The following is a 23,279-nucleotide window of genomic DNA, read 5'->3' as shown; positions in this document are numbered from 1 at the left end:
GTGCGTGGTGAGCGCTGGCAGGGACATCGCGCGCCATGGAGGGCGCGCGAGAGCCTACAGGGATGTACTTGTGGCGGTCCCTGACAGTGCTCACCACGTGCGCGATCACTTCACTTGCGGAGTGCTTTCATGCCCTACCAGCACCTCAACGAACACGGCGAGATCATCGCCCTCCCGGTCGGCAAGGTCGTCTGCGTCGGCCGCAACTACGCCGCACACGCCCGCGAGCTTGGCAATGCCGTGCCCGAGACGCCGATTCTCTTCCTCAAGCCATCGACGGCACTGGTGCCGTTGCAGCCGGCGTTCGCGATTCCGGCCGGACGTGGCGAGTGTCATCACGAGACCGAGATCAGCGTGCTGATCGGGCGCCCGCTGAGCGGGGTGGTCAGTGAAGGCGAGGTGCGTGCCGCGATTGCCGGCATCGGCGTGGGGCTGGATCTGACCTTGCGTGATGTGCAGAACGTGCTCAAGGCCAAGGGGCATCCCTGGGAGATTGCCAAGGCCTTTGACGGCGCAGCGCCCATGGGGCGGTTCCTTGCACCGTCCTGCTTCCCGGAGCTGTCGGCCATCCGGGTCGGTCTGCAGGTCAACGGCGAGCTGCGCCAGCACGGCAGCAGTGCCGACATGATCACCGGGATCATCGACCTGCTGTGCCACATCGCCGGCATTTTCACCCTGTGCCCCGGTGACATCGTGATGACGGGAACGCCTGAGGGCGTGGCGGCCCTGCATGAGGGGGATGTGCTGACCTTGAGTCTTGATGACCGGCGCTGGATGACGCAGGTTGCCCGTGACTGATGTCTGCCACCGACGGCATCCCGCGAGATGCTGTCTCCAGCAGGCTCAGCGTGAACTGCCGTGCTCGTTCCGGTGGCCGTGGCGGCTGAGGTAGGCGCCATAGGCCAGTGCCGTGACCCCGGTCAGGGCGGCGGGTACCAGCAGGGTGCGGAACTGCAGCCAGCTGAACAGCAGGGCGCCGATCAGGCTGCCGATGAGGAAACCGCTGATGACGGTCAGGCATACCGCCAGGCGACGGCGCTCGATGACGATGCCGCGCAACAGCTGGCCGAGCAGCAGGCCGAGGTCCGTGACCATGCCGGAGAGATGGGTGGTGCGGATGACGGCGCCGCTGTAGGTGGTGGCCATGGCGTTCTGCAGGCCGCAGGCAGTGGCGGCGACGTAGAGTCCTGACAGGCTGTGCCGTTCGAGCAGCGGCACGGCCAGCACCAGCAAGCCGGCCTCCAGCGCCAGCACGGCGTTGTAGTGACGTCCCAGCGACAGGCTGGTGTTGCGGATGATCAGGCCGCTGAGCAGGGCGCCAAGCAGAAACGCGAGGATGGCGCCAGCCAGTTCCAGGGCCAGGCCGCCCCGGCCTTGCGCGATGGCCGCCCCGAGCAGGGTGCTGGTGCCGGTAAGGTGGGTGATGGCGTGCTGCTCCAGCCCCATGAACCCGACCACGTTGATCATGCCGGCGATGCAGGCCAGCAGCCAGGCGCCCAGCAGGATCCAGCGCGGCATGCGCTTGATCATGGTGCCTCCCAGCGCTGGAAGCGATGGATGGCGCGCCGTTCCTTCTTATTCGGGCGATGGTCGGGGTGGGCGAGGTTGTCGAGCTGGCGCTGCTCGCTGCGAGCTTCGCGAGCGGCCACGCTGTCTTCTGTTTCACGGTACAGCTGCTGCGCGACAGGCGCAGGACCACGCACTTCGCTGAGCGCCAGCACTTCCACGGTCTTGTGGTTGAAGCCCTGGCGCACGGTCAGCACCATGCCCGGTCGCAGCTCGCGACTTACCTTGACGCGCTGGCCGTCGATATGGACCTGGCCACCCTCGATGGCCGCCTTGGCAAGCGAGCGGGTGCGAAAGAAGCGCGCCGCCCACAGCCATTTGTCGATGCGCACGCCGCTGCCGCTGCCGGTGTCGCTCATGCCGTCTGGCTCCGCGGCGCGTGCACACTGTCGGGTAGTGCCAGCTCGGCAAAGCGGTCAATGGCGGGATAGCGCAATCCGGTGCGTGGCGGGGTCTGGCTGTCGGGGGTGACGATGCTGATCAGCCGGGCGATGCCGAAGCGGCGGGCACTGTCGAGCACGGCCTCGCTGTCATCCAGAAACAGGGTTCGGGCCGGATCGAACGGGTGCTCCTGACGCAGGCGCTGCCAGAACGCCTGCTCTTCCTTGGCGTGGCCGTAGTCGTGCGAACTCACCAAGGCATGAAACCACTGACCCATGGTGGTTTCGGCAAGCTTCAGCTCAAGGCTGGCGCGGTGCGCGTTGGTGGCGAGCAGCACCTGGCGACCGCTGGCATGCAAGCGGGCGAGGAAGTCGAAGGCATCGACGCGCGGCTGGATCAGGTGCTTGAGCTCGGGCTTGAGGGCTGCGATGTCGAAGCCGACCTGCGCGCTCCAGTAATCCACGCAGTACCAGTTCAGCGTGCCTTGCTGGCCGTTGAAGAGGCCGACGAGATGCTGGAGCGCCTCCGCCTGGGACATGCCGCGGCGTGCGGCGTAGGCGGCCGGCAGGTGATGCAGCCAGAAACGGTTGTCGAAGTGCAGGTCAAGGACGGTGCCATCCATGTCCAGGATGACGGTGTCGATGGCTGACCAGTCGGGTGTCGGTGTCGTTATCATGCGTGCGAGTATGACAAATCCGGCCTGACTGTGCAGGCTGGCAGGAGGTCGGGCAATGCCCTTTGATGACGCTGGCGTGGTGGGACGCGAGGATCTGGAGGCGGTGCGCCGGGTCGCGATCGCAGCGGGGCAGGCCATCCTCGCCATCTACGAGGATCCCGCACGCTGGGCGGTGCAGGAGAAGTCCGATGCCTCGCCGCTGACGGCGGCCGATCTGGCCGCGCATGACGTGATTGCGGAGGGCTTGCGGCAGCTTGCACCGACGATTGCACTGCTCTCGGAAGAGTCCGCCGAAGACGAGCTCAGCCAGCGCGCCACCTGGCCATCGTGCTGGGTGGTGGATCCGCTGGATGGCACCAGGGAGTTTCTTGCGCGCAACGGCGAGTTCTCGGTGAACATCGCCTGGGTGCGCGGTGGCCGAGCCGTGCTGGGTGTTGTTCATGGTCCCGTGACGGGCATCAGCTACGTCGCGGCCGAGGGGCTGGGGGCGTGGCGCGTGGCCGCATCGGATGCAGGCGGGGTGGCGGCTGAGGCTGTCTGGCAGCCGGTCCGGGTGGCGCCGCTGCCGCAGCCTGGCGAGCGCCCCTTGCGCCTGACGGTGAGTCGACGCCACGGACTCGAACAGCTCCAGGTCTTCGAAACGGCCCTGCAAGAAGTCTGGGGGATGGTGGAGTCTGTGCCAGCCGGATCGGCCTTCAAGATCTGCGCGGTCGCCGAGGGGGTGGCCGACGCCTACCCGCGCTTCGGCCCCACCAGCGAATGGGACACCGCCGCCGCCCAGGTCGTGCTGGAGCAGGCCGGAGGCCATCTGGTCGACCTGCACGGCCGTCCCTTCCGCTACAACGAACGCGACACCCTGCTCAACGGCCATTTCCTGGCTGTCGGCAGCGAGCCGGCGCGCTGGCTGAGCATGCTGCCAGTCGTTTGATTGACGACTCGATGCTGGAACGTCAGTGGCAGGGTGGCTGGATGTCGTTCAAAACCGTCGCGCGCCATGCATGGCGCGCGCGAGCCTACAGGGACGTATTCACGGCGTGTTTTGAGCGGTGTTCAGCCACCCCCAGGCGTCACATGGCCCGGATCAACCCCAGGCCAGCTCCAGGATCGCCTTGATCTGGCCCAGATCGGCTTCCTTCGGATTCATGATGATGGCGCCGTCGTCGAGAGTCAGGCGAGCGATCTGGTCGAGCTGCTCGCGGCTGACCTTGCCCGTTTCCTGCAGCGTGCGCGGCAGCTTGCAGCGGACATGGATCTCGTCACGCAGGCGCTTGATCTCGGCGATGGCGCGGTCGGCGCGCTGGGCGGCCGGGGTGGCGGCGTAGACATCGGCGCCTGCCAGCGGCAGCAGCAGCTCGGCGATGCGGTCGCCATTGCTGTCCTTGTTGTATTCCAGCGCGTAGGGCAGGAACAGGTTCATGCACAGGCCGTGCGGCAGGTGGCAGACCGCGCCCAGCGAGTGGCCGAGGGCGTGCACCAGACCGACCATGGCGTTGGAAAAGGCGACGCCGGCCATGGTCGAGGCCTGGGCCAGCTCGAGGCGGCCGTCGGCATCGGCGGGGTTGTCCAGCACCTTGAGCAGGTTGCCGGCGATCTTGGTGATGGCGCCCTGGGCATAGGCATCGCTGATCGGGTTGTGCGCCAGGCAGGTGAAGGCCTCGACCGCATGGGTCATGGCGTCCATGCCGGTCATGGCGGTGATGTGCGCCGGCAGGGTCAGCGTCATGCGCGGATCGAGCACAGCGGCGTTGGGCATCAGGAAGTAGGACATGAAGGGCATCTTCACGCCCTTTTCGGTGTCGGAGATGACCGCGATGGCGGTGGTTTCCGAACCGGTGCCGGAGGTGGTCGGGACCACGAACAGCGGTTTCAGCGGATTCTTCAGCACATGGGCGCCGGAGTAGACGAGGAGGTCGTCACCGCCTTCGGAGACCAGGATGTTGACGGCCTTGGAGGTGTCGATCACCGAACCGCCACCGATGGCGATGATGGCGTCGCAGTTGGCGGCGCGGTAGGCCTGGGCGGCGGCGCGCACGGTCTGCAGCGAGCTGTCCGGCGGCACGTCATCGAAGATGGCGGCGATCTCTGCGTCAGCGGCACCGAAGGCGGCCTCGACGTGGTTGAGCAGGCCGACGCCGCGCACACCCTTGTCGGTGATGACCATGGGGCGCTTGACGCCGAGGATGCTGAGCTCGAAGGGCACGTGCTCAAGTGCGGCATGACCGGCGATGACCTTCACCGGGCAGAAGAATTCGTAGTAGGGCTTGCTCATGATCAGATTCCTGCAACAAAGGATTTGGCGACCAGCGCGTAGATGCGGGCGGCCTTGGCGACTTTTTCGGTGAGTGGCAGGTTGTCGTAGCGCTTGACGGCGCGTTCGGCGACCAGCTTCGGCAGAATCAGGGTTTCCATCTTGTTCAGGCAGCGCACCAGGCGGATGGAGTGCGACAGGTTCCCGTCGGCAATCATGCGGTCATTCGCGAATGCCTGGGCGGTTCCTTCCTGGAATGAGAACACCAGGAAGGCGTGCGACAGGTGCTTGAAACGGATGGTCAGGTCAGGCTTGCCAACCGGCGCCGACACCAGGCTGGCGACGCCGCCATCCTGCATGCGCAGGAAGAACGACGGACCGGACGGATGCACGGTCATGCAGATCTGGTAGCCGGCCGGGAAGGCGGCCAGTTCGGCCTGCACGGCAGCATCGACGTGGCTGGTGGCGGCAAGGCCGCGACCGACGATCTGCATCATGGTGGCGACATAGGCTTTCTGGGCATTGTAGCCCAGCGATTCCTTGGACATCGTGGCGGCTCACGTCAGGTGGTACGAAGGGCAAACAGTTTAGAGTACTTACTCTATATTGGCCAGCCAACGGGTATTCCAGCTGCGCTGGGGGTGATCCGACAGGCGGTCATTGAGCCAGCGCAGGGTCTCGCGGGCGCCGGTGTCGAAGCCCCAGGGCGGATTCACCACCAGCAGGCCGGAGCCGTTGAGACCGAGCGCGTTGTCATCCGGCTGCATCAGCAGCTCGCAGGTCAGCAGCTTTGGAATGCCGCTGTTCATCAGTTCGCGGTAGAAGCGCACGATGGGCGCGCGCTGCTTGATCGGGAACCAGATCGCGTAGACGCCGGTGGGCCATTTGGCATGGGCGGCCGTGATCAGCTTGGTGATCTGCGGGTAGTTGTCGCGCTCGATCTCGTAGGGCGGATCGATCAGCGCCAGACCGCGCTTTTCCTTGGGCGGGATCAGCGCGGTCAGTCCCTCGTAGGCGTTGCGCTGGTGCACCGCGACCCGCGCGTCGTTCTTGAAGTGATGACGCAGGCTGGCGACTTCGGCATGCTGCACGTCGATGAGGATGGCGCGGTCCTGGGGGCGCAGCGCGTGCACGGCCAGCCAGGGCGAGCCGGGGTAGTCGCTGCGTGCGCCGCTGGCCTGGCGAGCGAGCACGCCCTGCAGGTAGCTGGCCACCCAGGGCGGGGCTCCGCGGTGATCATCCAGTCGCTCGATGCCCTGCAGGTATTCACCGGTCTTCTGGGCCTGGGTGCCGTGCAGGTCGTAGACTCCGGCGCCAGCATGGGTGTCGAGGTAGCAGAACGGAGTGTCTTTCTTCTGCAGGGCGGCGAGCAGCCCCATGAGCAGGCTGTGCTTCATGACGTCGGCAAAGTTGCCGGCATGAAAATGGTGACGGTAATTCATGATGACCAGATCGCGGGAACAGGGCGACATCATACCTGCTTTCGACCCCGGCCATTGGCTGCCGGTTGTCGATGCCCTGGTGGCCGACGGTCATGCCGTGCTGCCCGGATTCTTTTCGACCGATGCCTGCACGGCGCTGCGGGCGGAGTTGCAGGCGCTGGATGCCGCTGGCGCGTTGCAGCCGGCGGCCATCGGTCGTGGCGAGCTGCGCCAGCAGCGCAGCGACATCCGAGGTGATCGCATGACCTGGCTGCAGCCGGAGTGGTGTGCAGGCGGCGATTATCTGGCTTGTCTGGACGGCTTGCGCAGGGTGCTCAACGAACAGCTGTTTCTGGCGCTGGCCGAGGTCGAGGCACATTACGCCTGCTATCCGCCGGGGGCGGGCTACCGCCGCCATGTCGATCGCCATCAGGCCGGCGCCGCCGGGCGGCCGGGTCAGGGCGAGCGGGTGATCTCGACGGTCACCTACCTGAACGAACCGGGATGGCCCGCGGATGGTGGTGGTGAACTGGTGCTGCATTCGCCGTCGGCGGGCGAGGTGGTGGTACCGCCGGAGGGGGGCACGCTGGTGGTGTTCCGCAGTGACGACCTGCCGCACGAGGTCAGGCAGTCACGGCGCCTGCGTTACAGCATCGCCGGCTGGATGCGTACTCGCGCGCTCAGTTGAGCACGCTGGCGGGCACCACCGGCAGCACCACGCTGGACGGCAGCTCGGGCGTGTTGTGGATGGTCAGGGCGCCGAGCAGTCCGGGCAGCAGGGACGGCGCCGGTGCCAGACCCTGTGGCAGGTTGCTGGCGGCCAGGCTGATCTGCAGGCGATGGCCTTTCTTCAGCAGGGCGCTGGTCGGAAAGATCTCCACGCGCATCAGCATGGGCTCGTTGGGCGTGACCGGCAGCAGCGACGCCTTGGTGAAAGGGTGCCAGGGCTGGAGCATCATGCCATCGACATAGCGCGAGCGGCTGGCATCGACCTGACGCAGCGAGGCGGTGAGCAGGCCGTTGCTGAGCGGCGCCGCCTTGCCGGTAGCCGGGTCAAGATCGGAAACGCGTACCGACAAGCCGGCATCCAGCGAGGTGGTGGAGACCCAGATGTCGGCCTGGATGGGGCCGTTCAGGTACAGGTCCTCGGTCAGAGGCGCGGTGCTGAACACGGCCGAGCTGAGCTGGTTGATGCGGTCATCGTCGAAGCAGGGCAGCGGCAGCAGGCCGGCAGCACCTGCGGTCCATTGCGAGGTGCTGGCGGAGCACAGCCCCTGCAGCGGTGACTGCGGCACCAGCGCGGTGGCTTCGGCAGTTTGCGGCGCGCTCGTGCCCAGGCTCTTGTCACCATGCAGGAACAGCCGTCGCGCACCGAGGCGAGCATGCGGCCAGTCGGTGGCGGTGGCATAGCCATGGCCGGTGACGAACTGGGTGACGTTGGGGATCTGATCGGCACGGGCGGCGGTGATGCCCTTCACGTAGTGATCGAACCAGCGCAGCAGGATCTGGTTCATGCGCGGGATGCCATCTGCTGGCAGACCGTCCGAGGGCACGTTGGCGGCGGCGATGTGTGTCCACGGACCGATCAGCAACTTGGTCGGCACGCGGTCCTTGAGGCGCTCGAACCACATCGGCTCACTGCGCTGGAACAGGTCCTGCAGGCCGCCGACCACGAAGGTGGGGACCGTGATCCGTGCGGCCTGTTCCATGGGCGAGCGCACTGCCCAGAAGTCATTGTCGTAGGCCGTCTCGTTGTCGCCGATGGCGGCCTTGAGCACGGTCGGTACCTGGAAGTTGGCGACGGCGCCGATGAGGTGGTCGACCAGGGCGGTGAATGCCGCCATGGGATCGGTTTGCGCCACGCCATAGGTGGGCAGGCCCAGCGCGGTGACCAGGGTCAGCCAGAGCGGAATGAAGGTGGCATTGACCTGGCCGCCGGTGAACACCACGTCACGGTAGCCGTCACCGATGGGCACGATGGGAAAGGCGGCCTTGACGGCGGGATGCTGCTGGGCGGCGGTGAGCACGCTGGTGATGCCGAGATAGGAGACGCCGTACAAGCCGATCCGGCCATCCGACCAGGACTGCTGTGCCACCCAGTCAACGACCTGGCGGTAGTCGGCCTGTTCGCGCGCGCTGAAGGCTTCCCACTGGCCTTCGGAGTTGCCGGTGCCGCGCACGTCGACGACCACGGTGGCGTAGCCGCGTTGCACGATGTAGGGGTCGGCACCGCCGATGGCTGCGGCGTAGCTGCCGAACTCGCTGTTGTAGGAGGTCTGCACCAGCACCACCGGAAAGCGTCCGCTGGCAGCCTGTCCCGTGCTGCCGGCCGGCAGGGTGACCTTGGCGGCGAGGCGGGTGCCGTCATCCATGGTGATGAGCTGGGTGGGCAGGGTGACCATGCCGGCAAACTCGGCAGGACGATCGTAGGAGAAGGCGCTCCAGTCCAGGTTGCCGTTGCCGGTGCCCGCCGAGCGGCCATAGTCGCTGCTGGTCTCGGCGCGCGTGCCCAGGGTGGTGATGCGTGGCATGGCGGCCACGGGCAGGCTGGTGGTGACGGTATCTTCACCGGGCAGGATGTCCGGCTGCACGCGGGCCGATGCCGCAGGCGGGGTGGCGGGGTTGGCGCTGCCAGTGGTCGTGGTGTTGTCTTCACTGCCGCAAGCTGCCAGTGCAAAGCCCAGGGCCAACGTGGCGCCCAGGCGCGTCCATGCCGTGCTCATGTCGATTCCCTCGATGCGTGTTGTTCGTTTTATGGCCAGCGAGGGTAGATCAGACAGGATGCAGTGTCAAATAAAGATGTTACATGTCGATGAATGTGTTTCGTGTCAGCGGTAGCGCGTCAGAACAGTCCGGAGCGCAGGAGGACCAGCGTGCAGGCGGCCTCGCAGGGAATGCCCTCAGCCTGCAGCTGCTGCATGATGCCGGGCACTTCGGTGCCGGGGTTGAAGATGACACGTCCCGGTCTGAGCGCGAGGATGTCCGGCACCAGTCGCGGCAGTTGTGCCGGACCGACATAGAGCGTGAGGGTGTCGACCGGCGTGGTGATCGCGCCCAGCGACGACACAACGGGGATGCCGTCAATCTCGGTCTGCGCCGGGTTCACCGGCAGCACGGTGTGACCGTACTGCGTGAGCATGCGAACGGCCTTGAAGCTGTAGCGCGCCGGGTTGGGGCTGGCGCCGAGCACGGCGACGGTTTCAGTCATGACGGTTCTCGCGTGACAGCTGTTGCAGAGTATCAGTGATGACCCAGAGCCGGTCCTGGCCCCAGGTGGCAGCAAGGCGTCTGCCATGCCGGTTCAGTTCCAGTCCGGGTACACCCCAGAGGCCGGCATCGAAGAGATCGGCACGATGACGCTCAGCGGCTTCGCGCCAGTCGTCGTGCTTCAGCGCGGCATCCACGTCGCCGATGCTCATGCCGGCCTCATGAGCGGCGGCCAGCAGCGGAGCGTCCCGGGTCATGTCCTCGCCCTCCGACCAGATGCGCCGTGCCGCCGCCGAGGCGAAGGCGAGATCACGGCCGCTGGCACGGGCGGCATGGCAGACGGCCATGCAGCGCTCCACGCCGGCACCTACCGGGTCGCAGATGCGGCCGAAGGGAATGCCGTGACGGTCGGCTTCGCGCTTGGCGTCGAGCAGGATGTAGCGGCGCTTGATGGCAGGAACCGGCAGGCCGCGCATCACCATGGGCAACACCGGGCGCAGACGCAGCGGCAACTGGTGCCTGTCCGCCAGTTCGCGCACCCGGTCCAGCGCCAGCCAGGAATAGGGGCTGCGAAACGAGAAGAACAGCTGCAGGGTGCAGCCATCCGGAGCAATGACATCGGCACCTGAGGGATCGTCAGGCGTTACCAGCGGAATTGCCGGCAGCGTCCCGAGGCCGAGCGCAGCGAGACGTTGACGCAGATGCTCGAGACGGTCCAGGCCGACATACCATTCACCGCCGTAGTGCAGCGCAGCGCTGGCGTAGTGTCCGGCACGGCGCTGCGCCTGGCGGTTGCGCGTGCCGTGCTCGACGGCATCGATGCCGGCCAGCGCCGTGCGCTCGTCATCGGAGCCGTCGAGGCCAAGCGTGGCCTGATCAGCATGTCCGGTGAGTGCCGGAGCGCCCGGCCGCCAGAGTTGCGACATGATCTCCCGGGCGCGTGCCAACGGATTGTCGAGAGCCAGGCACTCCACCGCCAGCAGCAGACGTCGGGCGTGCGCCACCCGACTGGCATCGGGCGGGTCGCCTGGTGGCATGAGGCCGTGCCGCATGGCCTGGCGGCGGGCATCGTCCAGTGCGAATGCCTGCTGTCGAAGCGGCTCCGGGCAGGTGTCGTCGTCACTGCCATGCAGCAGACGAATGCCGGTCTCGAGCGCAAGCGGCCTGATCAGGTCCGGCAGAATCTGGAGCAGCACGAACGCCTGCGGGTCATCGGCGCGCAGCCACAGCGTGAGACGGTGCGGCTGGCCGGTCAGGCGTCGCTGCAGCTCGTGCCGGCTGCGCCGGAAGTCACGCAGCGGTTCTCCGGTCAGCAGGGCGCTGACCGGGGGCTGGAGCAGACCTGTCCAGACCGACATGGGCGCTTACTTGTCCGTCACGGCGCCCTCGGAGGCACTGGACACCAGCTTGGCGTACTTGGCGAGCACGCCGCGGGTGTAGACGGGCTTGGGCTGCACCCATGCCGCCTTGCGCTCGGCGAGCACGGCGTCGGAGACGCCGACCGTGATCTCACGTGTCTCGGCATCGATGGTGATGGGGTCGCCGTTCTCCAGCAGCGCGATCGGGCCGCCCTCGAAGGCTTCCGGCGTGATGTGGCCGACCACGAAGCCGTGCGAGCCGCCGGAGAAGCGGCCATCGGTGATGAGCGCGACTTCCTTGCCCAGACCCTTGCCCATCACGGCCGAGGTCGGGGAGAGCATTTCACGCATGCCCGGGCCGCCCTTGGGGCCTTCGTAGCGGATCACGATGACGTCGCCCGCCACCACTTCGCCATTGAGGATGCCGGCCAGCGCCGCTTCCTCGCCGTGGTAGACGCGCGCACGACCCTCGAAGCGCAGGCCTTCCTTGCCGGTGATCTTGGCCACCGCGCCGGTCGGCGACAGGTTGCCGCGCAGGATGACCAGGTGTGAATCCTTCTTGATCGGGTTGTCGAAGGGACGAATGATGTCCTGGCCGGCCGGGTAGTCCTGCACGTCGGCAAGGTTCTCGGCCAGGGTCTTGCCGGTCACGGTCATGACATCGCCGTGCAGCATGCCGGCATCCAGCATGCGCTTCATCAGGGGCTGGATGCCGCCAATGGCGACCAGCTCGGACATCATGTACTTGCCGGACGGTCGCAGGTCGGCCAGCACCGGGGTGATCTTGCCGAGCTCGACGAAGTCATCCAGCGTGAGATCGACGTCGACCGCGTTGGCCATGGCGAGCAGGTGCAGCACGCCGTTGGTGGAGCCGGCCAGCGCGATGATGACGCGGATGGCGTTCTCGAAGGCCTTGCGGGTCATGATGTCGCGCGGCTTGATGTCGCGGCGCAGAAGCTCGATGACCTGTTCGCCGGCGCGGAAGCAGTCCAGTGCCTTGTCACTGCCGATGGCATCCTGCGCGCTGGAGCCGGGCAGGGACATGCCCAGGGCTTCAATGGCGGAGGCCATGGTGTTGGCGGTGTACATGCCGCCGCAGGAGCCCGGCCCCGGAATCGCGGTGTCCTCGATCTGCTTGACCTGGATCAGGTCCATGTCGCCCTTGGCGTGCTGACCGACGGCCTCGAACACCGAGATGATGTCGGTGTGGCCGTAGCCGGGCTTGATGGTGCCGCCGTAGACGAAGATGGACGGACGGTTCAGGCGCGCCATGCCGATGATGCAGCCGGGCATGTTCTTGTCGCAGCCGCCGACGGCGACGATGCCGTCAAAGCCTTCGCAGCCGGCCACGGTCTCGATGGAGTCAGCGATGACCTCGCGCGACACCAGCGAGTACTTCATGCCTTCGGTGCCGTTGGCGATGCCGTCGGAGATGGTGATGGTGTTGAAGATCACGCCCTTGCCGCCGGCCGCGTTGGCGCCCTTCTCGGCTTCCTCGGCGAGCTTGTTGATGTGCATGTTGCAGGGGGTGACATTGGCCCAGGTCGAGGCAATGCCGATCTGCGGCTTCTTGAAGTCCTCGTCGGTGAAGCCGACGGCGCGCAGCATGGCGCGGCCCGGTGCGGCTTCGACGCCATCCACCACCTGGGAGGAGAACTTGCGCATGTTGGGGGTGATGTCTGTCATCTCGTGAATCCTTGCGTCAAATGGCTTTGCTGAGCACCAGCGAGTTGCGCTGGTAGTTGTAGAAGGACTTGCGCTGCGAGGGCAGGTCGTCGACCGAGGCGGGTTCGAAGCCGTGCTCCTGGAACCACAGGCCGGTGCGCGTGGTGAGCACGAAAAGCCGGCCCAGCCCCTTGCTGACGGCACGCTTCTGCAGGAAGTCCATGAGCTCGCTGCCGCGATCGCTCTTGCGGTAGTTCGGGTGGATGGCGACACAGGCGATCTCGCCGGCCGGCTCCTCGCCCTTGATGATCGGCAGCGGATAGAGCGCGGCACAGCCGATGATCATGCCGTCACGCTCGACCACGGCGAAGTGGCCGATCTCGTTTTCCAGCTTCTCGCGCGAACGTCGCACCAGGATGCCTTCCTCCTCCAGCGGCTCGATCAGCTCAATGATGCCGCCGACATCCTCGATCTCCGCGGTGCGGATCTCTTCGTAGGGGTCATGGGTGATCAGCGTGCCGGAGCCGTCACGGGTGAACAGCTCCTGGAGCAGGGCGCCATCGCGCACATAGGAAATGATGTGCACGCGTTTGACGCCTTCGCGGCAGGCTTCGCGGGCGGCGTTCATGTGGCGCAGCAGCTCGCTGTCGATGGGGCGGTTGCGCAGGTACTGGTCGACCTCGTTGGGGATCATCTCGCGCAGCAGTCGGTCGTCGTTGTCATCGACGATGCCCTCGCGCTCGCCCAGGCAAATCAGCTTGTCGGCCTGCAGCGCGGTGGCCACGGACACCGCGACATCCTCGGCGAGCAGGTTGAAGACTTCGCCGGTGGTTGAATAGCCGGTCGGACCGAGAATCACGATGTGGTGATTCTGCAGGTTCTTGTTGATGACCTCGGTGTCCACCGCGCGCACCTCGCCGGTGAGGGCGAAGTCGACGCCATCACGCACGCCGTAGGGCTTGGCGGTGATGAAGTTGCCGGACACGGCATCGATCTTGGCGCCGAACATCGGCGAGTTGGCGAGACCCATGGACAGCAGCGCCTCGATCTCCAGACGGATGGCGCCGACCGCGTCCATCACGCAGCGCAGGGCTTCGCGCGTGGTCACGCGCAAGCCGTTGTGGTAGGGCGTTTCGAGGCCGTACTCGACCAGGTTTTCGTCGATCTGCGGGCGCGCGCCATGCACCAGCACCAGCTTGATGCCCAGCGAGTGCAGCAGCGCGATGTCATGCACGATGTTGCGGAAGTTGTCATGGTTGACCGCTTCGCCGCCGAACAGCAGCACGAAGGTCTTGCCACGGTGCGCGTTGATGTACGGGGCCGAGTTGCGGAACCAGTGCACATACTGGTCTGACATGGTGTCCTGGAAGGGATTCTGGCTGCTCAAGGTGCTGGCCCTGCAAGGGTGGGGACGCGGCGGGCGCCCATCGGTGAACCGGGATTGTATAGGCGCATCAGGCTGACAGGCAAAAGCGCCGGATCAGCGCGCTCAGCAGGCTGATGGTGGGCTGCAGGCGGTCGATGGCGACGAACTCGTCGGGCTGGTGCGCGGTATCGATGTCGCCCGGCCCGAGGATGAGCGCGTCCATGCCCAGCTCCTGCAAATAGGGTGCCTCGGTACCGAAGGCGGCGGCACCGGAGGCGTGGCCGGTGAGGGCTTCGGCGGCGAGCACGAGGGGCGAGTCGGCCGGGGTTTCCATGGCCGGCGTACCGGCAAACAGCGGTTCGCTGCGGATGCTGACCTGGAACTGCTCGGCCAGCGGAGCCAGTCGTTGCGCGATGGTGGCGCGCAGCTCGTTCATGGCCATGCCAGGCAGAGGACGCAGGTCGTACTGCAGTTCGCAGCGCGCGCAGATGCGGTTGGGATTGTCGCCACCGTGAATGCAGCCCAGGTTAAGGGTAGGCGTCGGTACCGTGAACAGCGGGTTGTGGTGGCGTTCGGCCAGCTCGCGGCGGAAACCGATCAGCTCACCCAGCGCGGCATGCATGGCATCGAGTGCGCTGTGTCCCAGCGCGGGGTCGCTGGAGTGGCCGCTGCGGCCCTCGATGACCAGGCGCTCCATCATCACGCCCTTCTGCAGGCGCAGCGGCTTCAGCCCGGTGGGTTCGCCGATCACCGCGAAGCGCGCCCTGGGCTTGCCGGCAGCTACCAGCGCGCGAGCGCCAGCCATGCTGGTTTCCTCGTCGCAGGTGGCGAGCAGGATCAGCGGTGCGTGCAGGCGACCTCCCGCGCGGATCACGCTGGCGGCCTCGTGGGCGGCTGCCAGCGCGAGCGGAAAGAAGCCTTTCATGTCGGCCGTTCCCAGGCCATACAGCTTGCCGTCACGTTCGGTCAGCGTGAACGGGTCGCTTTTCCAGCGCGCGGCATCGTAGGGGACCGTATCGGTATGCCCGGACAGCACCAGTCCGCCGGGGCCTTCACCCAGGGTGGCGATCAGATTGGCCTTGCCGGGGGCCACGTGTTGCAGCTCGCAGCGGAAGCCTAGCTCGGTTGCCCAGCTTGCGATGTGCTCGACCACGGCCAGATTGCCCATGTCCATGGAGGCATCGGTGCAGGTGATGCTGGGCGTGGCGATCAGGGTGGCGAGCTGCTGGCGCAGGGTGGTGTTCATGAATGTGGTGGGTGTAGCCGGGAAGCGTCCTACCATACACCGGAACGGCTGGCGTTGGGTATTTTCGCGGGCCGGAATGACACAGGCCCGGGATGACCGGGCCTGTGCATGCAGCGGGTGTGGTGCGCGCTTACGGCGTCGGGACCGGGATCGGCGAGGAGCCGAAGAGACCGGTCAGCGTGCTGACCAGGGTGTCGAAGGCACCGGTGAACTGGGCAAAGGCGGCTTCCGGGTCAAAGCCTTCAGCGCCCGGCATCGGAATCGGGGAGGCCTCGAACAGCCCGGTGAGCTGGGATGGATCGAGCAGGCTGGTCAGCTGGTCCGGATTGAAGCCGCCGGCACCGGATGGTGCGAGGGCGGTCAGGTTGCCCGCCAGACCGGTCAGCAGCGACTCGATGGCCCCCGGCACGGCTGCCGGATCGTCGGCACCCAGCGTCAGCACGCCGATGACGCCATCAAGCAGGCCGGAGACCACCGTCAGGGCACTGACCAGCGGTGCAGCCGGTTCGCCACCATTCTGTTCGATCTGGGCGATGACGGTATCGAGCTGGGTGGTGATCTCGCCCAGCATGGCCGGACTCAGCGGCAGATTGCCGCCACCACCTTCCTGCAGCATGGTCAGCAGTGCCGTGAAGTCATCCGGCGAACCGGGGAATTCACTGGGCAGGTCGCCTGGCAGCGGGAGGCCGGTACCTGCTTCCGGATCCAGCGTGCAGGAGGTGTCGCCGGTCAGTGACAGCAGCAGACCGCCAGTGGAGAGCAGGAGGTCCTGGACGCTGACAGCGAGCTGGCTGTCCTGCGGTGCGGTCAGCGCGGCCTGGCCGGCGGCCGCATCGGCAGCGAGGGCATCGATCAGGTCTACGGCCTTGATCGACACGGTGTCATTGAGGCAGGTCAGCACGGCTTCGGCCGGCAGCTGTTCGGGTGCCTGGGCGCTGCCGCCGATCAGGGCTGCAAAGAGCTGATCCTGAAGCACGGCCTGCAGCGGGTCGGCCGGTCCGGGGATGCCATAACCAGTCGTTTCCCCGCCCGATCCATCGTCGCCGCCATCGCCACCGTCGTTGTTGCCTCCATTGTCATCGGTGCCGCCATCATCGGAGCCGTTGTCATTTCCATTGTCGACTTCGCCAGCGCTGTCGCCGCCGGTGGTGCTGGTGTTTTCGAGGGCTTCATCTTCGCTGCAGCCGGTCAGGGCGATGGCGGCGGCGAGAGCGAGTACGCGCAGTTGCATGAGGGAATACCTGCCAGGGAGCTTGTTGTTTTCGTGACTGATCGTAGCGATTTTGTCAGTGGCTGGCGATACGGGTTACAAAACCAGTACGAAACGAAAATGGTCACAGGACCTTCAGCGAACTGTAACGCATCATCCACAGACTCATTCCGGTTAGCCAGTCGCCTGCACCAGGCAATTACCATCCGGAGTTAGTGACATGAAATTGATTGATCAGGAAGACATTCCCGTCAGCCCCGAGCATCATCCTCATTTCAACGAGGTCGTCGAGCGCGCGATGTCGCGTCGTACCCTGCTGAAGAGCGGTGTCGGCTTGTCGGCAGCGCTGTTCATGGGTGGCACGCTGAGTGCTTGCGGCGGCGGTGGCAGCAGCTCTGGAGGGGCAGTTGTGGCCCCGGCAGCCAGACTGGGCTTTTCAGCGGTGCCGGCGAGCAGTGGTGGTCAGGTCATCGTGCCGTCCGGCTACAGTTATCAGGTCATGGCGCCTTGGGGTTCGCCACTCTTCAGCACGTCCCCGGCCTGGAAAGGCGATGCGTCCGAAACTGCTGCCGACCAGGCCCTGCAGGTCGGCGACAACCACGACGGCATGCATTTCTTCCCGCTCGACGGTGCCACGCAGAGCGATGAAGGTTTGCTGGTGATGAATCACGAGTACATCAACCTCGAGTATTTCTACAAGCCCGAGGCCGGCCAGACCTATCCGGATGTCTGGACCTTGGACAAGGTGCTCAAGGCACAGAATGGTCACGGCATTTCCGTGCTGCACGTGAAGCGCGTGTCGGGGGCCTGGCAAGTCCAGATCGATTCCCCGTACAACCGTCGCCTGACCGGCAATTCCCCGATGCAGATCACCGGTCCCGCCGCCGGACACGCGTTGATGAAGACCAGTACCGAGACCAGCGGTCGCATTGCCTACGGCACGCTCAACAATTGCGGCAACGGTTTCACGCTCTGGGGCACCTACCTGACCTGCGAAGAGAACTTCAACGGTTACTTCGGTGCCAATTCCGGCACTGCGCCTGCCGACGCCAGCCTGTTGCGTTACGGCATCAGCGCATCCGGTTCCGGCTACCGCTGGCACGAGCTGGATGACCGCTTCGATTACGAGCTGGAGCCCAACGAGGCCAACCGCTTCGGCTGGATCGTCGAAATCGATCCGTTCGATCCGACATCACTGCCTCGGAAGCGCACGGCGCTCGGACGCATCAAGCACGAGAATGCCGCCATGACGCTGGCTGCGGATGGTCGTGTCGTTGTCTACATGGGAGATGACCAGGCCAATGACTATGTCTACAAGTTCGTGTCGGCGGGCAAGTACATCGAAGGCAATCTCGCCAACAACCGCAACCTGCTCGACACCGGCAAGCTTTACGTGGCGCGATTCCTCAACGGGGATGTCAGCGGTGACATGATGGGTGTCGGCGAGTGGGTCCTGCTCGACAAGGTCGCCAATCCGGTGCTGGCGGCTGATGCCCGTTTCGCCGATCAGGGCGAGGTGCTGATCAAGACCCGTCTCGCAGCGGATGCGGTCGCGGCGACGCGCATGGACCGTCCGGAGTGGGTGGCCGTGCATCCGCGCAGCGGCGAAGTCTATCTGACGCTGACCAACAACAGTGGTCGCAGTGTCACCGACGATGCAAACCCTCGCACTGCCAACCGCTTCGGTCAGATCATCCGCTGGCGTGAGGCGGGTGGCGATGCCGCAGCGCTGGCCTTCGAGTGGGATCTGTTCGTGCTGGCAGGCAACCCTACGCCGGCAGCCGGCCAGACCGGACTCAACCTGGGGTCGTCCAATGTCACCGTCGACAACACGTTCAACAGCCCGGACGGCCTGGCGTTCTCGCCCAACGGACTGCTCTGGATCCAGACTGACGGCAGCAATGCCAACACCGGCCGCAATGCCGGCCAGGGCAACAACCAGATGCTGGTGGCCGATCCGGTCAGCAAGGAGATTCGCCGTTTCCTGGTCGGTCCGGATGGCTGTGAGGTCACCGGCATCACGTTCACGCCCGACCAGAAGACCGTGTTCATCAACATCCAGCACCCCGGCGAGAACAGTGGTCCGAACGCCGTCAGTGACAGCCTGCTGCTGACCGATGCCGCGGCGTTCAGCAACTGGCCGGAAGGCGAGCCGGGCATCACCGGCAGCATGGGTCGGCCGCGTTCGGCGACCGTGGTGATCTGGAAGAACGATGGCGGGGTGGTCGGTGTCTGATCACCTGCCGGCGTAGCGGCATGGTGGAAAAAGCCCCGGAAACACCCGGGGCTTTTTCATGCGCAACGGATGACCGGGCCCTGAGGACTCAGTCAGCTGCCTGCCTGCGCTGCTTCTCGATGATGCGGCCGAAGAACAGACCGGTCTCGAACAGCAGCCACATGGGAATGGCCAGCATGGCCATCGACAGGGCATCCGGTGGCGTGATGAACATGGCCACGAAGAAGCAGCCGACAATGATGTAGCGGCGCTTGTCGGCCAGCGAGTCGCAGCTGATGACGCGAGCGACGATCAGCACCAGCACCGCGACCGGAATCTCGAAGGTGACCCCGAACACCAGGAACAGCTTGAGCGCGAAATCCAGGTAGAGATTGATGTCGGTCATGATGGCGACGCCTTCGGGACCGATCTGGGTGAAGAAGCCGAGGATGGCCGGCAGCGTGATGAAGTAGGCGAAGGCGATGCCGGCGTAGAACAGCAGCACGCTGGAGATCACCAGCGGAATCGCGATGCGGCGCTCGTTCTGGTACAGCGCTGGCGCAATGAAGCCCCAGATCTGCACCAGGATGTAGGGAATGGAGGCGAACAGGGCGACGAAGAAGGTCAGCTTGAACGGCGCCATGAACGGCGAGGTCACGTCGGTGGCGATCATGGTGCTGCCGGCCGGCAGCAGCGCGCGCAGCGGCAGGGACAGCCATTCGTAGATGTCGTTGGCGAAATAGACCAGCGAGAAGAACATCACCAGCAGCAGGCCGAGCACGCGCATCAGGCGCGTGCGCAGCTCGATCAGATGGCTGACCAGGGGCATTTCCGCGGTGTCGGGCGAGACGGGGAGCTGGCTCATGGATGGCGGGATGCTTCGCTGGCGGAGGTGGTGGGCGCGACCTTGTCGGCGCTGTCACGGACGCCGGCATCGGGCACCGTGGCCGGAGATTCCGGTTCGACGACCGGCGCTGGCGCGACGTCAGTGGCGGTGTCGCTGGCCGGTCGTGGCGGCGCGATGCGGTTCTCGTCGAGTGACAGATCCGGCATGGCGGATTTGGCGCGCTCGAGCTCGGCCTGGATGCGGGCACGCATTTCCGAGGCCGCAACCTCGTTCTCGATCTCGGCCTGCACGCTGAGAATGGTTCGGCGGATGCGTCCGACCCAGGCGCCGGTCATGCGCGCGGCGTGCGGCAGCTTTTCCGGTCCGAGCACGACCAGGGCGACGATGGCGAGCAGCAGCAGCTCGCTGAAGCCGACATCAAACATGCTATGGCTCTCCGGTCAGGCTGCCGCCGGCATTCACTGCTGCTGGCCGCCCTGGGGCGGGGTGCCGGCCGCGGTCGGCGTCTGCAGCGTGGCGGCCGGCTGCTGCGCCACCGGCGGCGGGGTCTGCTGGCTGAGCTGGGCCGGCGGCTGGGCAGCCGGCGGCGTGTCGTCCTCGTTCTTCATCGAGTCCTTGAAGCCCTTGATGGCGCCGCCGAGGTCCTTGCCGAGGTTCTTGAGCTTGGAGGTGCCGAAGATCAGGATGACCACGGCGAGCAGCAGCAGGATGTGGGGCAGTGACAGACCGGACATGGGTTTTCTCCTCGCCCTGGGGCGCAGTGGACATCAATCGGTGGCGGTGCGGGATGCCTTTTCCGCCAGGCCGGACAGGTTGAAGCGGCGAGCCAGCTCGGCCTGTACCTGATCCGGGTGCACATTCAACGCGCTCAGCATGACCAAGGTATGAAACCAGAGGTCGGCTGTCTCGTAGACAAGCTCGTCAATGTCGCCGGAGCGTTCGGCATCCTTGGCGGCAAGCAGGGTCTCGGTGCATTCCTCGCCGACCTTCTCGAGAATCTTGTTGAGGCCCTTGTGGTAGAGGCTGGCCACGTAGGAGCTGTCGGGCGAGGCGGTCTTGCGCTCGGCGAGCACGCGCGACAGTTCGGCGAAGACATCAGACATGGCGGTAGATCTCGTCAGGGGACTTGAGCACGGGGTCGACGACCTGCCACTGGCCATCCACCAGGCGGCGGTAGAAGCAGGAGGTGCGGCCGGTGTGGCATGCCATGCCGCCGAGCTGCTCGACCTGCAGCACGATGACATCACCGTCGCAGTCCAGGCGCAGTTCATGCAGGCGCTGGATGTGGCCGGACTCCTCGCCCTTGCGCCAGAGGCGGTTGCGCGAGCGCGACCAGTAGATGCCGCGCTGCTCGGCGACGGTCAGGATCAGGGCGTCGCGGTTCATCCACGCCACCATGAGCACGCGGCCGGTCTGCCAGTCCTGGGCAATGGCAGGCACCAGGCCTTGGGCATCCCAGCGGACCTCGTTCAGCCAGTCGGTTTCAGCGGTCATCGGACAGTTCCTGAGACAATGAGAGTCAGCATAGCGCAAGCCGGCAGTGGCGTCAGTTGGCCAGCAGGCGCCAGCCCAGGCTGATGCCGATCAGCACGGCGCCCACCGGCAGCGCGGCGGTGAACAGCGGCGTCGACAAGGCGGCGCTGGCAATCAGGGTCCAGCCCGCCAGCACGCCGGTCCAGGCCAGGAAATCCTGCTTGCGGCCACGCACCAGCTGACGCTTGAGACCATGCAGCTCGCTGAGCTGACGGCTCTGCCAATGGCCGGCCTGGCGCATCTGGGTCAGGGCGTCGAAGACCAGCTGCGGCATGTCGGGCAGGCCGGCAAGCAGGATGGGCGTGTCTTCGGTGAAGCGCTTGAGCAGCGCCTTGGGGCCGAGCCGGTCCTGCAGCCACTGCTTGAGCAGGGGCTGGGCCAGACTCCAGATGTCCAGCGCCGGGTAGAGTTCGCGACCCAGGCCTTCGATGTGGATCAGGGTCTTCAGCAGCAGCACGAACTGCGGCGGAATCAGCAGGCCATGCACGCGTGACAGGTCGAGCAGGCCGGCGAGGATGGGCGCGAGCTGGACCTGGTCGATGGGCTTGGTCAGTACCGGCTCGACCAGACGGCGCACCTCGGTGGCGATGCGGTCTAGCGGAGCCCCGGCGGGAATCCAGCCGGCCTGGGCGGCGACGCGCACGAGCTGGGTGAAGTCGCGCTGGATCAGCGCCAGCAGGATCTGCGCGATGGCGAGCTGGTCGTCGGTGGGCAGCGAGCCGACGATGGCGCAGTCGAGGCCGATGAAACGCGGGTCGGCCGGGTTGCCGGTTTCCACGTAGACATTGCCGGGATGCATGTCGGCGTGGAAGAAGTTGTCGCGGAAGACCTGGGTGAAGAAGATGGTCAGGCCTTTCTCGGCCAGGCGCTGGCGATCGATGCCGAGGCGCGCGAAGGTGGCGTGATCGGTGATCGGCACGCCTTCGATGCGCTCAGCGATCATGATCTCGCGGCTGCCGTTGGCGTCATGCACTTCGGGCACGTAGAACAGCGGCGAGTTGCTGAAGTTCTCGCGCAGGCGACGGGTGTTGTCGGCTTCGCGCGCGAGATCGGTTTCGTCGAGCAGGGTGCGCTCGTAGTCGGCAACGATGCGCTGCAGCGGCAGCACGCGCAGGGCCTCATGCTCGGCGGCGAACTCGGCGAAGCGGTGCAGCAGGGCCATGTCGGTGCGGATGCGTTCGGCGACGCCGGGGCGCAGCACCTTGATCACGACTTCGCGGCCGTCGAGCAGGGCGGCGGTATGCACCTGCGCGATGGAGGCGGCGGCCAGCGGCTGGTCGTCAAAACGGGCAAAGCGTTCCGTGAGGGACGTGCCCAGTTCGCGCTCGACAATCGCCCGGGCCTGCTCGGTGGGGAAGGGGGCGACGTTTTCCTGCAGCTGCGCGAGTTCGTCGAGCAGCGCCGGGGCGAGCAGGTCGCGCCGGGTCGAGATCAGCTGGCCAAGCTTGATGAACAGCGGCCCCAGCTCCTCGAAGGCGCGACGCACATGGTCAGGCTGGCTGGCGCGCGAGGCACCGGTCCACCACGCCGGGTGCAGGCGGAAGGCGAGCAGCAGCAGACGGGCCGCCAGACTCGGCGGTGGTGGCAGCAGGCTGTCCAGGCGGTAGCGGGCGCAGATGCTCCAGATCTGCAGCAGGCGCAGCGCGTGGCTCATCATGAGGCATCCCCGTGGCGTGTCGTGCTGCCGGACGAGGCCGGCGCCGCGTTGCGTGCCAGGACGGCGGCAGCCCGCTGCGCCAGGCGCTGCAGACGCGCCTCCAGGCGCTCGGTGTCGGCGCGCAGATCACGCGTGGCCTCGATGAACTCGTCGATTTCCCAGCGTGCCGGCAGCAGGGCCTGCTCTTCGCGCAGGTACTCCTGGCTGTTCATGACGAAGGTGCGCGCTGCCTGGCGAGCGAAGCCGAACAGGCCACGCAGATGCTGGCCGACCTGGTGTCCGGTGATGTCGCCGAAGAGCATGGCCACCGGCTCTTCCCAGTCGATGTCCATCTGCCGCGCGATGGCATGCAGCTGCTCGATGACCTGGACCTGGCCCTGGATGCGCAGCGGGCCGCCAATCAGCTGTGGCTGCTTGGCCAGTGCCAGCTTGAGCAGAGCGGCGCTCTGAGCCTCGATGGTGACATGCGGGCGCTGGTCCGGCTCGCTGCCGAGGCGGATGCGCTCGCCCTGGATGCGCAGCATCACGCTCAGGCGCGGCGATTCGGTTTCCACGAAGAGGCACTTGCCATCCAGTGCCTGCAGACGCTGGCGGGTGGCCGGGTCGTAGCGCAGGGCGCGGTTGATCACGGTTTCGGCGGCACGCAGGGCGAGCACGTAGGGCAGTGACGGCATGGTGGCCTC

At 66.1% G+C, this 23,279-nt stretch carries 24 protein-coding genes; 4 read left to right on the top strand and 20 right to left on the bottom strand.

Annotated elements, in window-relative coordinates; genetic code table 11:
* Positions 1-129 precede the first annotated feature (129 nt).
* The gene (locus F595_RS0100710; protein ID WP_022954946.1) at positions 130-798 is read left to right on the top strand and encodes a fumarylacetoacetate hydrolase family protein; all 669 of its coding nucleotides are present in this window, start codon (positions 130-132) and stop codon (positions 796-798) included.
* A gap of 45 nt (positions 799-843) precedes the next feature.
* On the opposite strand, the gene F595_RS12090 is transcribed toward F595_RS0100710, so the two are convergent.
* From F595_RS12090 to yrfG, 3 genes are read right to left on the bottom strand one after another with little or no spacing between them, the layout of a single operon-like run.
* On the bottom strand, positions 844-1,530 hold the full coding sequence (locus F595_RS12090; protein ID WP_022954945.1) for a YoaK family protein: 687 nt from the start codon (positions 1,528-1,530) through the stop codon (positions 844-846).
* Complete coding sequence (locus F595_RS0100700) at positions 1,527-1,925, bottom strand: RNA-binding S4 domain-containing protein (protein WP_022954944.1); 399 nt, start codon at positions 1,923-1,925, stop codon at positions 1,527-1,529. The genes F595_RS12090 and F595_RS0100700 overlap by 4 nt, the downstream gene beginning before the upstream one ends.
* Positions 1,922-2,623 (bottom strand): GMP/IMP nucleotidase, encoded by a 702-nt coding sequence (yrfG, locus tag F595_RS0100695; protein ID WP_022954943.1) that lies wholly within the window; start codon positions 2,621-2,623, stop codon positions 1,922-1,924. The genes F595_RS0100700 and yrfG overlap by 4 nt, the downstream gene beginning before the upstream one ends.
* A 55-nt stretch (positions 2,624-2,678) precedes the next feature.
* Between yrfG and cysQ the strand changes: the two genes are divergently transcribed.
* Complete coding sequence (gene cysQ / locus F595_RS0100690) at positions 2,679-3,551, top strand: 3'(2'),5'-bisphosphate nucleotidase CysQ (RefSeq protein ID WP_022954942.1); 873 nt, start codon at positions 2,679-2,681, stop codon at positions 3,549-3,551.
* Between the two features lie 153 nt (positions 3,552-3,704).
* On the opposite strand, the gene F595_RS0100685 is transcribed toward cysQ, so the two are convergent.
* From F595_RS0100685 to F595_RS0100675, 3 genes are read right to left on the bottom strand one after another with little or no spacing between them, the layout of a single operon-like run.
* A complete protein-coding gene (locus tag F595_RS0100685; RefSeq protein WP_022954941.1) occupies positions 3,705-4,892 on the bottom strand; it encodes an iron-containing alcohol dehydrogenase in 1,188 nt (395 codons plus the stop codon).
* A 2-nt stretch (positions 4,893-4,894) separates the two neighbouring features.
* On the bottom strand, positions 4,895-5,419 hold the full coding sequence (locus F595_RS0100680) for a hypothetical protein (RefSeq protein WP_022954940.1): 525 nt from the start codon (positions 5,417-5,419) through the stop codon (positions 4,895-4,897).
* 48 nt (positions 5,420-5,467) lie between these two features.
* The gene (locus F595_RS0100675) at positions 5,468-6,313 is read right to left on the bottom strand and encodes a 23S rRNA (adenine(2030)-N(6))-methyltransferase RlmJ (protein ID WP_022954939.1); all 846 of its coding nucleotides are present in this window, start codon (positions 6,311-6,313) and stop codon (positions 5,468-5,470) included.
* Here F595_RS0100675 and F595_RS0100670 point away from each other — a divergent pair.
* The gene (locus F595_RS0100670) at positions 6,312-6,980 is read left to right on the top strand and encodes a 2OG-Fe(II) oxygenase (protein WP_022954938.1); all 669 of its coding nucleotides are present in this window, start codon (positions 6,312-6,314) and stop codon (positions 6,978-6,980) included. The genes F595_RS0100675 and F595_RS0100670 overlap by 2 nt on opposite strands.
* On the opposite strand, the gene F595_RS12085 is transcribed toward F595_RS0100670, so the two are convergent.
* The 7 genes from F595_RS12085 to F595_RS14045 all read right to left on the bottom strand — a co-directional run bounded on the left by F595_RS12085 (position 6,973) and on the right by F595_RS14045 (position 16,365).
* Positions 6,973-9,015, bottom strand: coding sequence for a CocE/NonD family hydrolase (locus F595_RS12085; RefSeq protein WP_022954937.1), 2,043 nt, complete (start codon positions 9,013-9,015; stop codon positions 6,973-6,975). The two genes, F595_RS0100670 and F595_RS12085, sit on opposite strands and share 8 nt — an antisense overlap.
* A 119-nt stretch (positions 9,016-9,134) precedes the next feature.
* Positions 9,135-9,500 carry a CoA-binding protein gene (locus F595_RS0100660; protein WP_022954936.1) on the bottom strand — a complete coding sequence of 122 codons (366 nt, stop codon included), beginning with the start codon at positions 9,498-9,500 and terminating at the stop codon, positions 9,135-9,137.
* Entirely contained in the window at positions 9,493-10,857 is a 1,365-nt protein-coding gene (locus F595_RS0100655) for a DsbA family protein (RefSeq protein ID WP_022954935.1), read from the bottom strand. The genes F595_RS0100660 and F595_RS0100655 overlap by 8 nt, the downstream gene beginning before the upstream one ends.
* A gap of 6 nt (positions 10,858-10,863) precedes the next feature.
* Positions 10,864-12,543: a dihydroxy-acid dehydratase gene (gene ilvD / locus F595_RS0100650; RefSeq protein WP_022954934.1), complete on the bottom strand. Its 1,680-nt coding sequence runs from the start codon at positions 12,541-12,543 to the stop codon at positions 10,864-10,866.
* Positions 12,544-12,559: 16 nt separating this feature from the next.
* On the bottom strand, positions 12,560-13,879 hold the full coding sequence (gene argA / locus F595_RS0100645; protein WP_051144616.1) for an amino-acid N-acetyltransferase: 1,320 nt from the start codon (positions 13,877-13,879) through the stop codon (positions 12,560-12,562).
* A gap of 97 nt (positions 13,880-13,976) precedes the next feature.
* Positions 13,977-15,134, bottom strand: coding sequence for an acetylornithine deacetylase (argE, locus tag F595_RS0100640; RefSeq protein WP_022954932.1), 1,158 nt, complete (start codon positions 15,132-15,134; stop codon positions 13,977-13,979).
* A 130-nt stretch (positions 15,135-15,264) separates the two neighbouring features.
* The gene (locus F595_RS14045) at positions 15,265-16,365 is read right to left on the bottom strand and encodes a hypothetical protein (RefSeq protein WP_022954931.1); all 1,101 of its coding nucleotides are present in this window, start codon (positions 16,363-16,365) and stop codon (positions 15,265-15,267) included.
* A 199-nt stretch (positions 16,366-16,564) separates the two neighbouring features.
* On the opposite strand from F595_RS14045, the gene F595_RS0100630 reads away from it, so the two are divergent.
* A complete protein-coding gene (locus F595_RS0100630) occupies positions 16,565-18,580 on the top strand; it encodes a PhoX family protein (RefSeq protein ID WP_022954930.1) in 2,016 nt (671 codons plus the stop codon).
* Between the two features lie 88 nt (positions 18,581-18,668).
* Here F595_RS0100630 and tatC read toward each other — a convergent pair whose 3' ends face one another.
* The 7 genes from tatC to F595_RS0100595 are packed head-to-tail and all read right to left on the bottom strand — an operon-like array spanning position 18,669 to position 23,270.
* Positions 18,669-19,424: a twin-arginine translocase subunit TatC gene (gene tatC / locus F595_RS0100625; protein ID WP_022954929.1), complete on the bottom strand. Its 756-nt coding sequence runs from the start codon at positions 19,422-19,424 to the stop codon at positions 18,669-18,671.
* Positions 19,421-19,831, bottom strand: a complete 411-nt coding sequence (gene tatB, locus F595_RS12075) for a Sec-independent protein translocase protein TatB (RefSeq protein WP_022954928.1) — start codon at positions 19,829-19,831, stop codon at positions 19,421-19,423. Before tatB ends, tatC begins: the two co-directional genes overlap by 4 nt.
* A 33-nt stretch (positions 19,832-19,864) precedes the next feature.
* Positions 19,865-20,140: a Sec-independent protein translocase subunit TatA gene (gene tatA, locus F595_RS12070; RefSeq protein WP_022954927.1), complete on the bottom strand. Its 276-nt coding sequence runs from the start codon at positions 20,138-20,140 to the stop codon at positions 19,865-19,867.
* 33 nt (positions 20,141-20,173) lie between these two features.
* Positions 20,174-20,509 (bottom strand): phosphoribosyl-ATP diphosphatase, encoded by a 336-nt coding sequence (locus tag F595_RS0100610; RefSeq protein WP_022954926.1) that lies wholly within the window; start codon positions 20,507-20,509, stop codon positions 20,174-20,176.
* Positions 20,502-20,900 carry a phosphoribosyl-AMP cyclohydrolase gene (gene hisI / locus F595_RS0100605; protein WP_022954925.1) on the bottom strand — a complete coding sequence of 133 codons (399 nt, stop codon included), beginning with the start codon at positions 20,898-20,900 and terminating at the stop codon, positions 20,502-20,504. Before hisI ends, F595_RS0100610 begins: the two co-directional genes overlap by 8 nt.
* A gap of 52 nt (positions 20,901-20,952) precedes the next feature.
* Positions 20,953-22,596 carry an ABC1 kinase family protein gene (locus F595_RS0100600; RefSeq protein ID WP_022954924.1) on the bottom strand — a complete coding sequence of 548 codons (1,644 nt, stop codon included), beginning with the start codon at positions 22,594-22,596 and terminating at the stop codon, positions 20,953-20,955.
* Positions 22,593-23,270: a ubiquinone biosynthesis accessory factor UbiJ gene (locus F595_RS0100595; RefSeq protein WP_022954923.1), complete on the bottom strand. Its 678-nt coding sequence runs from the start codon at positions 23,268-23,270 to the stop codon at positions 22,593-22,595. The genes F595_RS0100600 and F595_RS0100595 overlap by 4 nt, the downstream gene beginning before the upstream one ends.
* Between the last annotated feature and the right edge of the window lie 9 nt (positions 23,271-23,279).

Source organism: Perlucidibaca piscinae DSM 21586 (assembly GCF_000420045.1).
GTDB lineage: Bacteria > Pseudomonadota > Gammaproteobacteria > Pseudomonadales > Moraxellaceae > Perlucidibaca > Perlucidibaca piscinae.
This window is presented reverse-complemented; position numbering and strand designations above follow the sequence as displayed.

Bases quoted from the DNA above. Each gene is read 5' to 3' on its own strand.
- F595_RS0100710 (WP_022954946.1), top strand. From the start codon at position 130: ATGCCCTACCAGCACCTCAACGAACACGGCGAGATCATCGCCCTCCCG.
- F595_RS0100670 (WP_022954938.1), top strand. From the start codon at position 6,312: ATGATGACCAGATCGCGGGAACAGGGCGACATCATACCTGCTTTCGAC.
- tatA (WP_022954927.1), bottom strand. From the start codon at position 20,140: ATGTCCGGTCTGTCACTGCCCCACATCCTGCTGCTGCTCGCCGTGGTC.
- F595_RS0100610 (WP_022954926.1), bottom strand. From the start codon at position 20,509: ATGTCTGATGTCTTCGCCGAACTGTCGCGCGTGCTCGCCGAGCGCAAG.
- ilvD (WP_022954934.1), bottom strand. From the start codon at position 12,543: ATGACAGACATCACCCCCAACATGCGCAAGTTCTCCTCCCAGGTGGTG.
- hisI (WP_022954925.1), bottom strand. From the start codon at position 20,900: ATGACCGCTGAAACCGACTGGCTGAACGAGGTCCGCTGGGATGCCCAA.
- F595_RS0100680 (WP_022954940.1), bottom strand. From the start codon at position 5,419: ATGTCCAAGGAATCGCTGGGCTACAATGCCCAGAAAGCCTATGTCGCC.
- yrfG (WP_022954943.1), bottom strand. From the start codon at position 2,623: ATGATAACGACACCGACACCCGACTGGTCAGCCATCGACACCGTCATC.
- F595_RS0100660 (WP_022954936.1), bottom strand. From the start codon at position 9,500: ATGACTGAAACCGTCGCCGTGCTCGGCGCCAGCCCCAACCCGGCGCGC.
- F595_RS0100630 (WP_022954930.1), top strand. From the start codon at position 16,565: ATGAAATTGATTGATCAGGAAGACATTCCCGTCAGCCCCGAGCATCAT.
- argE (WP_022954932.1), bottom strand. From the start codon at position 15,134: ATGAACACCACCCTGCGCCAGCAGCTCGCCACCCTGATCGCCACGCCC.
- F595_RS0100675 (WP_022954939.1), bottom strand. From the start codon at position 6,313: ATGAATTACCGTCACCATTTTCATGCCGGCAACTTTGCCGACGTCATG.
- argA (WP_051144616.1), bottom strand. From the start codon at position 13,879: ATGTCAGACCAGTATGTGCACTGGTTCCGCAACTCGGCCCCGTACATC.
- tatB (WP_022954928.1), bottom strand. From the start codon at position 19,831: ATGTTTGATGTCGGCTTCAGCGAGCTGCTGCTGCTCGCCATCGTCGCC.
- F595_RS0100685 (WP_022954941.1), bottom strand. From the start codon at position 4,892: ATGAGCAAGCCCTACTACGAATTCTTCTGCCCGGTGAAGGTCATCGCC.
- F595_RS0100655 (WP_022954935.1), bottom strand. From the start codon at position 10,857: ATGTCGGTCTGGACAGGTCTGCTCCAGCCCCCGGTCAGCGCCCTGCTG.
- F595_RS0100595 (WP_022954923.1), bottom strand. From the start codon at position 23,270: ATGCCGTCACTGCCCTACGTGCTCGCCCTGCGTGCCGCCGAAACCGTG.
- F595_RS12090 (WP_022954945.1), bottom strand. From the start codon at position 1,530: ATGATCAAGCGCATGCCGCGCTGGATCCTGCTGGGCGCCTGGCTGCTG.
- F595_RS0100600 (WP_022954924.1), bottom strand. From the start codon at position 22,596: ATGATGAGCCACGCGCTGCGCCTGCTGCAGATCTGGAGCATCTGCGCC.
- F595_RS0100700 (WP_022954944.1), bottom strand. From the start codon at position 1,925: ATGAGCGACACCGGCAGCGGCAGCGGCGTGCGCATCGACAAATGGCTG.
- F595_RS12085 (WP_022954937.1), bottom strand. From the start codon at position 9,015: ATGAGCACGGCATGGACGCGCCTGGGCGCCACGTTGGCCCTGGGCTTT.
- F595_RS14045 (WP_022954931.1), bottom strand. From the start codon at position 16,365: ATGCAACTGCGCGTACTCGCTCTCGCCGCCGCCATCGCCCTGACCGGC.
- cysQ (WP_022954942.1), top strand. From the start codon at position 2,679: ATGCCCTTTGATGACGCTGGCGTGGTGGGACGCGAGGATCTGGAGGCG.
- tatC (WP_022954929.1), bottom strand. From the start codon at position 19,424: ATGAGCCAGCTCCCCGTCTCGCCCGACACCGCGGAAATGCCCCTGGTC.